The 15,178-nt window shown below is 35.6% G+C and carries 15 protein-coding genes and 1 riboswitch; of the genes, 14 read left to right on the plus strand and 1 reads right to left on the minus strand.

The window, feature by feature from the left end; all coding sequences use genetic code 11:
- The first annotated feature begins 42 nt into the window (after window positions 1-42).
- The 14 genes from TTHE_RS04400 to TTHE_RS04465 all read left to right on the plus strand — a co-directional run bounded on the left by TTHE_RS04400 (window position 43) and on the right by TTHE_RS04465 (window position 14,284).
- Entirely contained in the window at window positions 43-906 is an 864-nt protein-coding gene (locus TTHE_RS04400; protein WP_013297391.1) for a sigma 54-interacting transcriptional regulator, read from the plus strand.
- 67 nt (window positions 907-973) lie between these two features.
- On the plus strand, window positions 974-3,343 hold the full coding sequence (lon, locus tag TTHE_RS04405) for an endopeptidase La (RefSeq protein ID WP_049774947.1): 2,370 nt from the start codon (window positions 974-976) through the stop codon (window positions 3,341-3,343).
- Window positions 3,300-3,902 (plus strand): ribosome biogenesis GTP-binding protein YihA/YsxC, encoded by a 603-nt coding sequence (yihA, locus tag TTHE_RS04410; protein WP_013297393.1) that lies wholly within the window; start codon window positions 3,300-3,302, stop codon window positions 3,900-3,902. Before lon ends, yihA begins: the two co-directional genes overlap by 44 nt.
- Before the next feature lie 120 nt (window positions 3,903-4,022).
- Window positions 4,023-4,151, plus strand: a riboswitch (cyclic di-AMP (ydaO/yuaA leader).
- Window positions 4,152-4,281: 130 nt separating this feature from the next.
- A complete protein-coding gene (locus tag TTHE_RS04415; RefSeq protein WP_340371404.1) occupies window positions 4,282-5,667 on the plus strand; it encodes a TrkH family potassium uptake protein in 1,386 nt (461 codons plus the stop codon).
- Between the two features lie 11 nt (window positions 5,668-5,678).
- A complete protein-coding gene (locus tag TTHE_RS04420) occupies window positions 5,679-6,332 on the plus strand; it encodes a potassium channel family protein (protein WP_013297395.1) in 654 nt (217 codons plus the stop codon).
- 127 nt (window positions 6,333-6,459) lie between these two features.
- On the plus strand, window positions 6,460-7,116 hold the full coding sequence (locus TTHE_RS04425; RefSeq protein WP_013297396.1) for a F0F1 ATP synthase subunit A: 657 nt from the start codon (window positions 6,460-6,462) through the stop codon (window positions 7,114-7,116).
- A gap of 85 nt (window positions 7,117-7,201) precedes the next feature.
- Entirely contained in the window at window positions 7,202-7,426 is a 225-nt protein-coding gene (gene atpE / locus TTHE_RS04430; RefSeq protein ID WP_013297397.1) for an ATP synthase F0 subunit C, read from the plus strand.
- Window positions 7,427-7,448: 22 nt separating this feature from the next.
- Entirely contained in the window at window positions 7,449-7,937 is a 489-nt protein-coding gene (atpF, locus tag TTHE_RS04435) for a F0F1 ATP synthase subunit B (protein ID WP_013297398.1), read from the plus strand.
- Window positions 7,925-8,458, plus strand: coding sequence for an ATP synthase F1 subunit delta (gene atpH / locus TTHE_RS04440; protein ID WP_013297399.1), 534 nt, complete (start codon window positions 7,925-7,927; stop codon window positions 8,456-8,458). Before atpF ends, atpH begins: the two co-directional genes overlap by 13 nt.
- Before the next feature lie 33 nt (window positions 8,459-8,491).
- Complete coding sequence (gene atpA / locus TTHE_RS04445; RefSeq protein ID WP_013297400.1) at window positions 8,492-10,012, plus strand: F0F1 ATP synthase subunit alpha; 1,521 nt, start codon at window positions 8,492-8,494, stop codon at window positions 10,010-10,012.
- The gene (gene atpG / locus TTHE_RS04450) at window positions 10,012-10,869 is read left to right on the plus strand and encodes an ATP synthase F1 subunit gamma (RefSeq protein ID WP_013297401.1); all 858 of its coding nucleotides are present in this window, start codon (window positions 10,012-10,014) and stop codon (window positions 10,867-10,869) included. The genes atpA and atpG overlap by 1 nt, the downstream gene beginning before the upstream one ends.
- 54 nt (window positions 10,870-10,923) lie before the next feature.
- Window positions 10,924-12,309, plus strand: coding sequence for a F0F1 ATP synthase subunit beta (gene atpD / locus TTHE_RS04455; RefSeq protein WP_013297402.1), 1,386 nt, complete (start codon window positions 10,924-10,926; stop codon window positions 12,307-12,309).
- A gap of 10 nt (window positions 12,310-12,319) precedes the next feature.
- Window positions 12,320-12,733 (plus strand): F0F1 ATP synthase subunit epsilon, encoded by a 414-nt coding sequence (locus TTHE_RS04460; RefSeq protein ID WP_013297403.1) that lies wholly within the window; start codon window positions 12,320-12,322, stop codon window positions 12,731-12,733.
- Between the two features lie 81 nt (window positions 12,734-12,814).
- Complete coding sequence (locus TTHE_RS04465; RefSeq protein WP_013297404.1) at window positions 12,815-14,284, plus strand: YcdB/YcdC domain-containing protein; 1,470 nt, start codon at window positions 12,815-12,817, stop codon at window positions 14,282-14,284.
- Between the two features lie 11 nt (window positions 14,285-14,295).
- Here the strand turns inward: TTHE_RS04465 and TTHE_RS04470 are convergent, their stop codons facing one another.
- Complete coding sequence (locus TTHE_RS04470; RefSeq protein ID WP_013297405.1) at window positions 14,296-15,162, minus strand: DMT family transporter; 867 nt, start codon at window positions 15,160-15,162, stop codon at window positions 14,296-14,298.
- Window positions 15,163-15,178 lie beyond the last annotated feature (16 nt).

The raw sequence follows: 15,178 nt of genomic DNA on the forward strand, positions 1-15,178 counted from the left end.
CCTCCTTCTATCACATAATATCAATGTAGAAGGAGGTTTTTTATGACACAAAATATTATGATGCCGTATAAAGTAAAACAAAGGCTTATTCAAGAGCATCTGGCAGAACCTCTAAAAGAAAAAAGTCGTATACGAAAAATAGAAGATATTTTAGGACAAAGTGAAGCTGTCTTTAGAATATTAAATAACTTAAGAAAGGATAGGCCGAAAAACATTGTATTGCTAGGTCCTGAGGGAACCTGGAAGAAAGACATCTTAAGAGCATGTTTTAAAAAAGTGCAATATGAAGGCAGCAGTTTTTTTAAAAGTGGGGAATTTATAGAATATTATCCAGAGAAAGACTACAGTGATGATTTAATATATACTACACTGTTTGGACGTTTAGAAGAAATTGATTGTGTTTCAATGAAAATACAGAGGCTAAAAATTGGTCTTGTTACACGAGCAAATAAAGGAATACTTTATATAAATAATATAGAAAATATAAAGAAGAATGTCATTTTTAAACTAATAGATGTTATAAATGAAAAAAAGGTAAAGTCTGGTAAAATACGTATTTCAGAGGGAACTCCAGAATATTTAAAACGTTTTTTAATAGAAGGATTGCCAGCAGATTTTTGCTTAGCAGTAAATGCAATTGATATTAAGGCGGTACCTGAAGCTATGTTAAGCATCTGTGATATTGTATCTTTTAAAAAACAAGATAAAAGTGAGTTGAAAGAGTTAATTAAAAAAACTGCTGATGAAGGTTTATTCTATATAGAAGATGATGTGTGCGATGAAATTGCCAGTATAGCAAAGAGCGGTGAAGATGCGGTTAGAATACTGCAGCACGTTGCACTTAGTGCTCTTAAAAATGGAAGAAGCAAAATAATAAAAGAGGACTTAGATAGCTTGATTTTCTAGTTTTTGAGATTGAAATATTTTAATGTATAATATACTTATCAATAGGCCAATAGACAAAAGAGGTGACATTATGGACAAGAAATACATACTGCCGATGGTCCCATTAAGAGGTTTAACTGTATTTCCGTATATGGTTTTACATTTTGATGTAGGAAGAGGAAAATCGGTTAAGGCTATTGAAGAAGCCATGCTTAGAAATCAGCTTGTCTTTTTAGTTACGCAAAAACATGCTGATATTGATGAACCTACAATAGATGATATATATAGCGTTGGTACGATTACGAAAGTAAAACAGATGTTGAGGCTTCCTGGCGAAGTTGTAAGAGTTCTTGTTGAAGGTATATCAAGGGCTGAATTAAAGAATCTGATAAGTTCTGAAAGTTTTTTTGAAGTCGAGGTTATAGAGAAAATAGACAATACTGAGATACAAAAAGACAGTGAATTGGAAGCATTGATGAGAAGCGTGACATCGGCTTTTGAGGAATATATTAGTATTTCATCAAAAATACCATTAGACAGTATTTACAATGTTGTATCTGTAGAAGAGCCGGGAAGGCTTGCTGACGTTATAACAGAGCATTTAAGCTTAAATCAAAGCCAAAATCAAGAGCTTTTAGAGTGTTTTGATACGAAGGAAAGATTAGAGAAGCTATTAGGGTTTATATTGAAAGAGCTTGATATACTTGAAATAGAGAAAAAAATAAATATGCGGGTCCACAAACAGATAGACAAAAGCCAAAGGGAGTATTATTTAAGAGAGCAATTAAAAGCTATAAAAGCCGAACTTGGAGAATCTGATGAAATAGATCAGGAAATAGATGAATATGAAGAAAAAATCGAGTCAAAAGATTTGCCTGATTATGTTAAAGAAAAAGCTAAAGAAGAGTTGAGAAGATTAAGCAGGATGGGGCCAGGATCTGCAGAAGGATCCGTTGTTAGGACGTACATAGATTGGCTTTTGGACTTGCCGTGGAATGAAGAGACAAAAGACGTGCTTGACCTTAAAAGAGCAGAAAAAATTTTGAATGAAGATCACTACGGATTAAAGAAAGTAAAAGAGAGGATTTTGGAGTTTTTAGCAGTAAGAAGTTATCACGAAAAGATGAAAAGCCCGATTCTATGCCTTGTAGGTCCTCCTGGCGTAGGAAAGACATCCCTTGGAAAATCTATCGCAAGGGCAATGAATAGAAAATTTGTAAGGTTGTCTTTAGGTGGAGTTAGAGATGAAGCTGAGATAAGAGGACATAGAAGGACATATGTGGGGGCAATACCTGGTGGAATAATTAATTCATTAAAGATTGCGGGTTCCAAAAATCCAGTTTTTCTTTTGGATGAGATAGACAAGATGAGTTCTGATTTTAGGGGTGATCCAGCATCAGCAATGCTGGAAGTTTTGGATCCAGAGCAAAACTCTACATACAGGGATCATTACATTGATTTGCCATTTGATTTGTCAAGGGTGCTTTTTATAACAACAGCTAATACATTAGACACAATACCAGCTCCACTTCTTGACAGAATGGAAGTCATATATATATCTGGATATACGGAAGAAGAAAAATTGCACATTGCAAAAGAACATTTGGTTCCCAAAATATTAAAAGAACACGGAGCAACTGATGAAATTATAAAGATACAAGACTCAGCTATCATCGGCATAATATCAGAGTACACAAGGGAAGCGGGTGTGAGGGCGTTAGAGCAGAATATAGCAAAAGTTGTAAGAAAGTCCATTAAAACTATAGTGGAAGATAAAGCCAAGTCAATAAAAGTCGGGAAACAAAATCTGCAAAAATACCTTGGAAAGCCACTATTTAGGATAGACAAAGCAAACTTGCAAAACAAAGTAGGCATGGTTACTGGCCTTGCATGGACTAGAGTTGGCGGTGACACGCTTACAGTTGAAGCAACTACTATGCCTGGGACAGGAAAACTTACGTTGACAGGGCAATTAGGAGATGTCATGAAAGAATCTGCACAGGCAGGATTCAGCTATATAAGATCTAATGCTGATACATTGGGTATAAATAAAGATTTTTACAAAAACCTGGACATACACATCCATGTGCCAGAAGGCGCAATACCAAAAGATGGTCCGTCTGCTGGCATAACAATGGTGACAGCGATGGTTTCAGCCATTAAAAAGGTACCGGTAAGAGGTGATATAGCCATGACAGGTGAAATCACACTGACCGGAAAAGTATTGCCTATTGGCGGCTTAAAGGAAAAAGTTTTGGCTGCCCACAGGGCCGGTATACTTAAGATAATTGCACCAGCAGATAATAAAAGGGATTTAGACGAGATACCGCAAAGTGTCAAGAAGAAGTTGGAATTCAAGTTTGTGTCAAATATCGATGAAGTCTTAAAAATATCGTTAGTAGGTGAGAATTCAGATGAAAATCAAATCAATAGAGCTCAAAGTTGCTGCATACAATAAAAACCAATATCCAGATGACGGGCTAACACAAATTGCTGTAATAGGCAGGTCGAATGTAGGCAAATCATCCTTTATAAATACCATAGTTAACAGGAAAAATTTCGCAAGAGTTAGTCAGAAACCGGGAAAGACGCAAGGTATTAATTTTTACCTTGTAAATAATTCATTTTACTTAGTTGATCTTCCTGGCTATGGCTATGCTGAGGTTTCAAAAGAAATGAAAAAACAGTGGTCAATAAATATTGAGACTTACTTAAATGTTTCAGAATATCTCAAAGGGGCAATAATGCTTGTAGACATCAGGCATAAGCCCACAGATGATGATGTTCTAATGATGAATTATTTAAAACATAGAAATTTAAATTATGTTGTTGTTGCCACAAAGTCAGATAAGCTGAATAGGCAAGAAATTCAAAGGTCGCTAAATGTCATATCTGAGACACTTGAAGTCGATAAAGGTAAAATTGTACCTTTTTCATCTTTGAAGAAAACAGGTGTAGATAATATCTACACCTATTTAGATTCTATTCTTGAGGACAATAAAAGAATTGAAGATTAATGACGATAATGGAGAATTATTCAGTGTATTCGTTAAATATCAGTTAATTTGATTAAAAATGAAGTTATATGATGTGTGATTGACATTTGCTATTGAAAAGTACCGGTTGTATAATTAAGGTAATGAAATAAGCCTAATTCCAATGGAAACGGGGGGCCCAATAACTGGGGCGAAATTCGAAAGAATAGGGTTAAGTTCTCTTAAATCCTAGCCCGACAGCTAACCTCGTAGGCTTTTAAGGGAGAAGTTAAAAAACTTGAAGACTTCAGGTTTTTTATATTTTTGGGGGGAAATTGCAATGATTGCTAAAAAAGATGATGCTGGATAAACATAAAGCATTTCTACTATTAATGAGATCGTGGAAAATAAATTTCAATAATTGAGCATTATATTTGGAGATGAAGAAATGACTGTAAGGCAAAAAGTACAGCATACTTTAAGCACTATAACGCCGATACAGGTGCTTGCCTTAGGGTTTGCTGCAGTAATATTAGTAGGAACATTTGTCCTAATGCTCCCTATATCCTCGAGAAATAATAACACGACTGATTTTACAACTGCTTTGTTTACAGCAACATCAGCAACATGTGTTACAGGCTTGGTAGTAGTTGATACTGGAACATATTGGTCTAGGTTTGGTCAGACGGTTATTATGCTTCTCATACAAATAGGCGGACTGGGATTTATGTCATTTGCAACCCTTTTATTTATGATAATGGGTAAAAAAATAACTTTCAAAGAAAGGCTTGTTATGCAGGAAGCCATGAGTGCTCTGACACCGCAAGGTATAGTTAGGCTTATAAGATATGCACTTATAAGCACATTTGTAATTGAAGGCATTGGCGCAGCGTTATTATCATTTAAGTTTATTCCTCAATTCGGACTTTGGGAAGGGATTTTTAAAGGGATATTTCATTCAGTATCTGCCTATAATAATGCTGGATTTGATATTTTTGGTAATTTTAAAAGTTTGACGCAGTACACTGAAAGCTTCATTGTAAATTTTGTGATAATGGCATTGATCGTTCTTGGCGGTTTAGGATTTACAGTGCAGTATGAGATAATCGATAAAAGATATTTTAAAAAGTTTTCTCTACACTCAAAAGTTGTAATCATAACGACATCAATTTTAATCGTGGTCGGTGCTTTAATATTTTATTTATTAGAGCATGACAATCCTGAAACGATGAAATACCTTTCATTTAAAGGGAAAGTACTATCATCATTATTCGCATCTATAACGCCTAGGACTGCTGGATTTAACACCATTGATATTGCAAAGATGACAGATGCTTCAAATTTCTTTACAGTCATATTGATGTTTATAGGTGCATCACCTGGTTCTACAGGTGGTGGTATAAAAACATCAACGTTTGCAGTCATCGTAATGACTCTGTTGTCAGTAATAAAAGGCAGAGAAGATACGGAAATACTAGACAAAAGAATTCCGAAAGATGAAGTATATAGGGCACTTTCAGTTGTTTGCATAAGTATGTTTATAGTGCTTTTTGATGTTTTACTTTTATCAGTATTTGAGAAAGCAAACTTTCTGCCAATTTTCTACGAAGTTATATCAGCGTTTGGCACTGTAGGTCTCACAATGGGTTTGACGCCGCATCTAGATATTACTGGAAGGATAATAATAGTATTGACAATGTATGCAGGAAGAGTGGGGCCGTTGACAGTTATATATGCGCTAGTTCGCAAACATGCAAATACAAATGCGGTGATGAAATACCCTGAGGGCAATGTACTGATCGGTTAGGAGGTCAAAATGTGAGTGGAAAGCAATTTGTAGTAATAGGCTTAGGAAGATTTGGGTCAAGTGTTGCAAAGACGCTGTATACACTTGGATGTGATGTGCTTGCAATAGATAGTTCTGAAGAATTAGTTCAGAACATTTCAGATAGCGTAACTAGAGCAGTACAGGCTGATGCGACAGACGAAAAAGTCCTAAGATCTTTAGGTGTAAGAAACTTTGATGTTGCAATAATAGGCACTGGAACAGACATACAAACGAGCCTTTTGGTTACACTTATGGTAAAAGAGCTTGGTGTAAAAACAGTCGTAGCAAAAGCGCAGAATGAACTTCATGCAAAAGTATTGCTTAAAATTGGCGCAGATAGAGTCATATTTCCAGAAAAGGAAGCAGGAGTAAAATTAGCTTACAGTCTCATATCATCGAATATACTTGATTTTATAGAGCTCTCGCCAGAGTACAACATCGTTGAAATAATAGCCATTAGAGACTGGATAGGCAAATCTTTGAATGAGTTGAAACTAAGACAAAGGTTTGGCTTAAATATTATTGCGATAAAAAGGGGAAATAATATTAAAATTACTCCTTCTGCTGACGATATAATAATGGAAGGCGATAATTTGGTTGTGATTGCGTCAACAGACGATATAAATAAGTTGAATCACAATTAAAATGGAAGACGGAAGAGATAGATAATTGTCAAAATAATGAAGTTTTCAAATTATGAAAACAATATTTGAAATTTACATTCTGAAGTATTATAATTGTAGTTATCAATGAGAGAAAGGGGTGATACGAGTGGAGATAGGACAGTCGGTAGTATTTACAATCCCTATTTTAGGCGGTATTCCTGTGACGACAACAGTTGTAGTAACGTGGATAATAATGATCATACTTACTATAGCATCACTTATCGTTACAAGAGGCTGGAAACTTGTTCCTACAGGTGTGCAGAATTTTGTTGAAACTATAGTAGATGGCTTAAATTCATTTACTAAAGATGCCCTTGGTGAGTATTGGTCATCATTTGCACCTTATCTTGGAACAGTGGCTTTGTATTTAATATTGGCAAATACTATCGATTTATTTGGATTAACACCTCCAACGAAAGATTTAAGTGCCACATCAGCACTGGCTATTATGTCTATCATAGTAGTCATAATTGCATCTGTTAAGGCGAGGGGTATAAAAGGATATGCAAAATCATTTTTTGAACCGATGCCTATTAATTTTCCCATGAAAGTACTTGATATGTTCACAAGACCGTTGTCATTGGCAGCCAGGTTATTTGGCAATATTACTGCAGCATTTATAATAATGGATTTAATAAGTAAAGTAGCACCAATAGTCGTTCCAGCCATATTCAGCATTTACTTCGATTTGTTTGATGGTGCACTTCAGATGGTAGTATTTGTGTTTTTGACAATGCTTTATATTGAAGAAGCTGTAGAATGAAAGCAAGTTAATTTATAATAAAAAATTGATATTAGAAAGATTTATGTGTAAAATATAAATAAAAAAATAAAAGGAGAGATGAGAAATGAATTTATTGGCAATAGGAGCAGGAATTGCAGCTATAACTGGTATTGGTGCAGGAATTGGTATAGGTATAGCTACAGGAAAGGCGGTTGAAGCTGTATCAAGGCAGCCGGAGGCAAGAGGTAGTATAATGCAACTTTTACTTCTAGGTGGCGCTTTATCTGAAGCAACTGCTATATATGGGTTATTAGTTGCTTTTTTGATAATATTTTTCATGAAAGCATAATGATACGAAAGAAGGTAATAATTTGAGCCTTATAAATCCGTATACTTTTATTTTTACCATCATAAATCTTGTTGTTTTGTACTTGATATTGAGAAAGTTTCTATTTAAACCAGTGACAAAATTTATGGAAGAAAGGTCACAAAAGATCAGGAATTCATTGGAGGAAGCAGATAGGAAAGTTCATGAAGCTAATGATTTAAAAGCACAGTATGAAGAAATATTAAAAAAAGCAGACGATGAGGGCAAAGCTATCATCGATAGAGCAGAAAAATATGCTAAAGAAAAGGCAGAAAAGATAATAGAAGAGGCAAATACAGAAGCGAAAGCCATAATAGAAAGGGCAAAAGAGGAAGCAGAGACAGAGAAGATTAAAGCAATGCACGATTTAAGAGTTAACTTGTCACATCTTATAATAGAAGCTGCTTCGAAAGCCATTGGCAATATTAACGTTGATGATGATGAAATAATCAATGAGGTGGTTAAGGAGGCAGGTGCATCTTGGAACAAGTAATAGCGAAAAAATATGCACGTGCTCTTTTTAACGCAGCCAAAGAAAACGGCAATATCGAAAAGTATTATGACGAACTTAAAGGCATTTTAAATATGTTGAAAAATAAGCAAATATACAAAATTATTACAAATAGAGGAATCTATTTAAAACAAAAAATGAACTTTGTCGATGCGATTTTAGAAGGTTATGACAGAGAAGTAATCAACTTTTTAAAATTGATAATATCAAAGCACAGAGAATCAATTTTCGATGAGATATTTAATGAGTACAACAAATTGTACATGGACTACAAAGGAATCATAAATGCAATTCTAATTTCAGCACATCCATTGAACTCTGATACACTTGAAAGAATCAAAAATAGACTGGAATCAAATTTTAATAAGAAAGTTTATATAAACTCAACTGTGGACGAGTCTATACTTGGTGGGCTTAAGATATTAATAGGGAATAAAGTTATTGATGGATCTATAAAAGGAAAACTTGATACACTTCTCAAGAATCTTGTAACTGCAAGTTGATAAAAAGTACTCTATAAAATAGAAGGTGAATATATGGATATAAAACCTGAAGAAATAACATCTATTCTGGAAAATAAAATAAAGAACTTTGATTTTACCATTAAGACAGAGGATGTAGGACATGTAATAACTGCTGGTGATGGAATTGCCAAGATATATGGACTTGATGAAGCTATATATGGCGAAATGGTTGAATTTGAAAATGGCGTCTACGGGATGGTTATGAACCTAGAAGAAGATAGCGTAGGCGTGATAGTTCTTGGCGATCCTGAAGCAATTAAAGAAGGTACTACTGTAAAACGTACCGGAAAAGTAGTTGAAGTACCTGTAGGATATGGTCTTTTAGGCAGAGTTGTAAATCCACTAGGTCAACCTCTAGACGGTAAAGGACCTGTAAAAAGCGATGGAACAAGGCCTGTAGAATATCCAGCTCCACCTATTATAAAAAGAAAGCCTGTTGATACACCACTACAGACTGGAATCTTGGCAATAGATGCTATGATTCCAATTGGTAGAGGGCAGAGAGAGCTAATAATTGGAGATAGGCAGACAGGAAAAACTGCTATTGCAGTTGATACAATAATAAACCAAAAAGATAAAGATGTTTACTGTATATATGTTGCAATCGGGCAAAAAGCCTCTACAATAGCTGGCCTTGTAAATACATTAGAGAAATTTGGGGCTATGTCTTATACGACTGTTGTAGCATCAACTGCCAGTGATTCTGCAGCACTGCAGTATTTAGCACCTTATGCTGGATGTGCAATGGCAGAGTATTTCATGTACAACAAGAAAGATGTCCTTATAGTATATGATGACCTTTCAAAACACGCAGTAGCTTACAGAACGATTTCGCTCCTTTTAAGAAGGCCACCAGGAAGAGAAGCATATCCTGGAGATGTATTCTACCTGCATTCAAGGCTACTAGAGCGCTCTGCAAGGCTTTCTGATGACATGGGTGGGGGATCAATTACTGCACTGCCTATAATAGAAACCCTTGCAGGTGATATATCAGCATATATACCGACAAATGTCATATCAATAACAGATGGACAGATATATCTAGAATCAGAGCTATTCTATGCAGGCATTAGGCCAGCCATAAACGTAGGTCTATCGGTATCACGTGTTGGTGGTGCTGCGCAGAAAAAAGCCATGAAGAAAGTATCTGGCAGAATGAGATTGGAGCTTTCCCAGTACAGGGAACTGGAGGTATTTGCACAGTTTGGCTCAGATCTTGATAAATCGACGCTGGATTTACTAAAGCAAGGCGAGAGGATAGTCGAGATAACGAAACAGCCGAGGTACCAGCCGATTTCGATGGAAGATCAGGTCATAATGATATATACGGTTATGAATAAATACCTTATGGATGTAGAGCTTCAAGATGTAAAGAAATTTGTAAAAGATTTGTTGGAATTTATTGATATAAACTATCCGGATATTAAGAAAACTATAAGAGAGACAGGCAAGTTAGATGATGATACAATTGAAAAATTAAAGGCAGCCATCGAGGAGTATAAGAGCAAATACGCATCGAAAGGTGATGCATAATGGGGAAAAGGGATATTCAGTTAAGGATAAAAAGTGTTAAGGAGACCCGTAAAATAACAAGGGCTATGAATCTAATATCAGCCGCAAAGTTTAGGAAAGCAAAATTAATGTTAGACAATGTGAGACCTTACTATGAAAGAATACAGTCTACTATGGAAGATATACTGATTCACAGCGGTGAGGCAACATCCCATTATTTTGAAAGACAGCATGAGGCCAAAGGTGCTAGAAAAAAAGCCGTTATTGTCGTAACTGGCGATAAAGGCTTGTGTGGTGGATACAATCACAATGTCATAAAACAGGCTGAAGAAGTCATTGATGGCGATACACAAAACCTCATGGTGATAGGAGAAGTAGGACGCAGCTATTTCCTGAATAAGGGTTACAACGTAGACGTAGAATTTTTATACACTGCTCAAAATCCTACTACATCTGCAGCTGGTGAGATATCTGATTTGTTGGTAGATATATATGACAGAGGCATTATAGATGATATTTATGCAGTATATACAGAAATGGCCGGTTTAAAGCAGATAGTAAGGACGATTAAAATATTGCCGTTGGACATAAAGAATTTTAACAGTAATAAGGATGTAAAAATTTTAAGCGATATGATATACGATCCATCGCCTACGAAAGTGTTTAATCTACTGGTACCTGAATATATCAAAGGTATAGTATATAGCTTATTAGTAAATGCTTTTGCCTCTGAGCATTTTTCACGTATGGTTGCAATGGACGGTGCAACTTCAAATGCAGATAAAATGATAGCAAAGTACACTCTAGAATATAATAGATTAAGGCAGGCTTCTATAACGCAGGAGCTTTCAGAGATAATTGGAGGTTCATCAGTTTAGATGTAGTTATGCTACATTTTAAAATAAAATTTTAGATATTGAATGGAGGCTAATATGAAAAAGGGTTATATAACACAGGTAATAGGTCCGGTTGTTGATATACGTTTTGACGAAGATTTGCCACCCATCAACAATGCGATTAAAATACCATTTAATGATGACGAGATTATTGTTGAGGTATCGCAGCATACAGGTGACAATACAGTAAGGTGTGTCGCTATGTCGTCTACTGATGGATTAAAGAGAGGGATGGAATGTTTTGATACTGGCGGGCCAATTTCTGTACCGGTAGGCGAAGGAACGCTTGGCAGAATGTTTAACGTGCTTGGAAAACCTGTCGATGGCCTTGGTGAAGTAAAAGCAGATAAATATGTATCTATACACAGAAATGCACCAAGCTTTGAGGAACAAAGCCCTGTTACAGAAGTATTGGAGACAGGCATAAAAGTCATAGATCTTCTTACGCCATATGCAAAAGGCGGCAAGATCGGGCTTTTTGGTGGTGCTGGTGTTGGTAAGACAGTCTTAATAGAAGAGCTAATCAGAAATATAGCAACAGAACACGGCGGATATTCAATCTTTACAGGTGTAGGAGAGAGAACCCGTGAAGGCAATGATTTGTGGCATGAGATGAAAGAATCTGGTGTTATAGATAAGACAGCATTTGTATTCGGTCAGATGAATGAGCCACCTGGAGCCAGAATGAGAGTTGGACTTACAGGCCTTACAATGGCAGAGTATTTTAGGGATGAAAAGCATCAGGATGTTTTGCTATTTATAGACAACATATTTAGGTTTATACAAGCAGGCTCAGAAGTGTCCGCTCTCTTGGGCAGAATGCCGTCTGCCGTTGGTTACCAGCCGACACTTGCGACAGAGCTTGGAGCATTGCAGGAGAGAATAACCTCTACAAAGAGCGGATCAATTACATCTGTTCAGGCGGTTTATGTGCCTGCTGATGACTTGACAGACCCGGCGCCTGCAACAACATTTACGCACCTTGATGCGACGACAGTTCTATCTAGAAGTATCGTTGAGATGGGCATTTATCCTGCTGTTGATCCACTTGATTCTACATCGAGAATATTAGAGCCCAGCATTGTCGGTGAAGAACATTACAATGTAGCAAGGCGTGTACAGGAGATACTGCAAAAATACAAAGAGCTGCAGGATATCATAGCTATTCTTGGTATGGATGAATTATCAGATGAAGATAAACTTACGGTTTACAGGGCAAGGAAGATACAGAGATTTTTGTCGCAGCCTTTCTTCGTTGCTGAGACATTTACCGGAATACCAGGCAAATATGTCCCACTAAAAGAGACAATAGAAGGCTTCAAGAAAATAGTAGATGGTGAGATGGACGATATACCAGAAGCAGCATTTTTCATGGTAGGAAATATTGATGAAGTGTACAAAAAGGCCGAAGAAATGAAGTGAGGTGTATAATATGGACAACAAATACCACCTCGAAGTTTTGACACCACATCGCAAATTTTACGATGGAGATGTTGAGGAAATCATTGTTACAACAAGTGTTGGAGAAGTCGGAGTACAAAAAGGGCATATACCTATGACGGTGGCTCTTGGTATAGGCACACTCAAGATAAAAAATGACAATGTATGGAAAGAAGCCAGCATATCAAACGGATTTATGGAAGTCAAGCAAGATAATGTAGTAATACTGGCAGATGCTGCCGAATGGCCTGAAGAGATAGATATTATGAGGGCAGAAGCAGCAAAACAGAGAGCAGAAGAAAGGTTAAGACAGAAGAAAAGCCAGCATGAGTATCTGCTTGCAAAAGCTGCTTTAAAGCGTGCCCTCGTCAGAATGAGTGTTGCAAAAAAATACAAAAATATATAAAAAATACCTCCACGATTGTGTATAAAAACATCCTATTTAGACTAAAATCTAAATAGGAGAAAATAGTGGAGGTGTTTTTATATGAAAAAGATAACAGCCATAATATTGATGTTCATAATATTGACAGGGGCATTTAATGTTTATGCTGCCCAAATTGACAATATTATTACCAAAGAAAAAGCTATCTCAATTGTAAAAGACAAGCTGGGAGATATAAAATACGATAATTTAAACGTCCAATACAGAGAATTTACAAATAAAGATTCAGTGTGGATATTGAGTTATACTAAAAATGATATTTTTGAAAATACTTCAATAACTCTAAATGCAAAAACTGGAGATATTATAAGGTATAATTTTATATCTGATTATAATGGAAGCAAAAATTTAAACAGAAATGATGCAAAAAAAATAGCGGATGAATTTTTAAATAAGGTAAAGCCAACAAAACTTAGCAAATACAAGTTTGATAGCGCACATGAAAATGACACTTATAGAGAATACAATTTTAAATGGAGAAGAGAAGAGAATGGTGTGAAGTTTTTATACGACACAATAAATGTATCTGTCGACAAAAAGACAGGATATGTTACACATTATACGTACGATTGGACAGAGGGAGACCTGCCTACGCTTAAAAATGTAATAGATATAAATGAAGCTACAAAACTTTTTAAAGGATATTTAAGGCCTAGATTAGTATACACGATAATATATGACAAAAATAAAGGTGATGTGAAGCTTGTCTATGTTTCACCATCACCTCAGTACATGATAAATGCATATACAGGTGATATAATTGATATAAATGGAACTAAAGTTGAATTAAAAAACACAGGTGAAGGAAATGAAGGAAAAATCACATTGGACAAATTTTACAATAAATCTAGTAAGCCTGTTACAAAAGATGAAGCATATAATATAGCGTCGAAATATGCATCTAAAGACTATGAATTAAAAAACACAGCATACATCGAAAAATACGCAGGCCTTGATTTAAATGTTTGGACATTTGCATGGAATAAAGTTAATGGAATAGGATATCTACACGTGGCAGTTAATGCAAATACAGGTAATGTCGTAGATGTGCTGAAAAGCACAAAAAGTGATTTAAGTTTATCAATTTCCCGGGAAACTGCATTAAAAAAAGCGGAATCATTTATAAAGGATAATTTCAAAGACATAGTACCTTATCTCGATTTCAGAAGTAATACTGAAAACCAAACAGGTGAAGAAGTTTACGGATACCACTTTGTATTTCCGCTTAAACAGTACAATATTCCATTTATCAATAACGGAATTACTGTTGATGTAGATGGAAAAGGAAATGTATCAGCGTATACTTATAAAAATTACGACATACCGATTCCGATGCCGTCAAACATCATGACGCAAGATGAGATAACAGATAAATACTTAAAGAATGGAAACTTCTCTTTAAAATATTACAAACCAGAAGGCAAAGATATAATACCAGTTTACACTGTAGATGATCCTATTTATTCAAACTTGATAGATGCCATTTCAGGTGAAATAATAAAACCATATTAAAAAGGGCTTTTTTAAGCCCTTAATTTATCTTTAGACGGCATTTCAGATAAAATCATGCTTAAAAGCATTAAAAAACCGCCGATTATAGATTTCAATGTCATAACCTCGCCAGCCACTAGAAATGCTGTGATGGCAGAAAAGACAGGTTCCAGTGAAAAAATAATAGCTGCATGTGTAGCCGATGTGTTTGCTTGCATCGTATTCTGAACGGTTAATGCAAAAGCTGTTGCAAAAATGCCAGTCAATATAAGTGCAAACCATACGGTTTTGTTTGTTGGTATGGTTGGTTTTTCATATATGAATGATAAAATCCCGCTTAGAGTCGCAACAACCAGGATTTGTATCGTTGCAAACGAAATAGTATCCACAGATGGTGCATATTTTGCAATTAAGACGATCTGAAATGCAAATGATACTGCACACAAAAAAGTAAGGAAATCCCCAAAGTTTATCTTTAAATCAACGTTTGTTGTTATAAGCAATAACCCTACCATTGCTAATATGACGCTTATCCGCGATGTCTTTGACAATTTTGCTTTTAAAAAGAAAGCTTCCAGAATAGGTACAAGCACCACATTGAATCCACTTATAAAACCAGATTTTGATGCTGTAGTGTATTTTAGACCTAATGTTTGAAATGCATAGCCTAAAAATAACATTGTACCAACAAGGACTGAAACAATAAATGTTTTTCTATCTATATTTACTAACCTTCTGCCGTACAGGATTGCCAGTACTATAAATGCAATTAAAAATCTTAAAAACAGAAAATTGTACACAGGTATTACGCTTGTTGCATTTTTTACTATTATAAAAGTGGACCCCCAGATGACTGTGACTAAGATTAACATGATGTCGCTTTTTAATTTTTTTGTCAATCCTTTAGCCTCCTTT

Origin of the sequence: Thermoanaerobacterium thermosaccharolyticum DSM 571 (genome assembly GCF_000145615.1) — a bacterium.
Classification (GTDB): domain Bacteria; phylum Bacillota; class Thermoanaerobacteria; order Thermoanaerobacterales; family Thermoanaerobacteraceae; genus Thermoanaerobacterium; species Thermoanaerobacterium thermosaccharolyticum.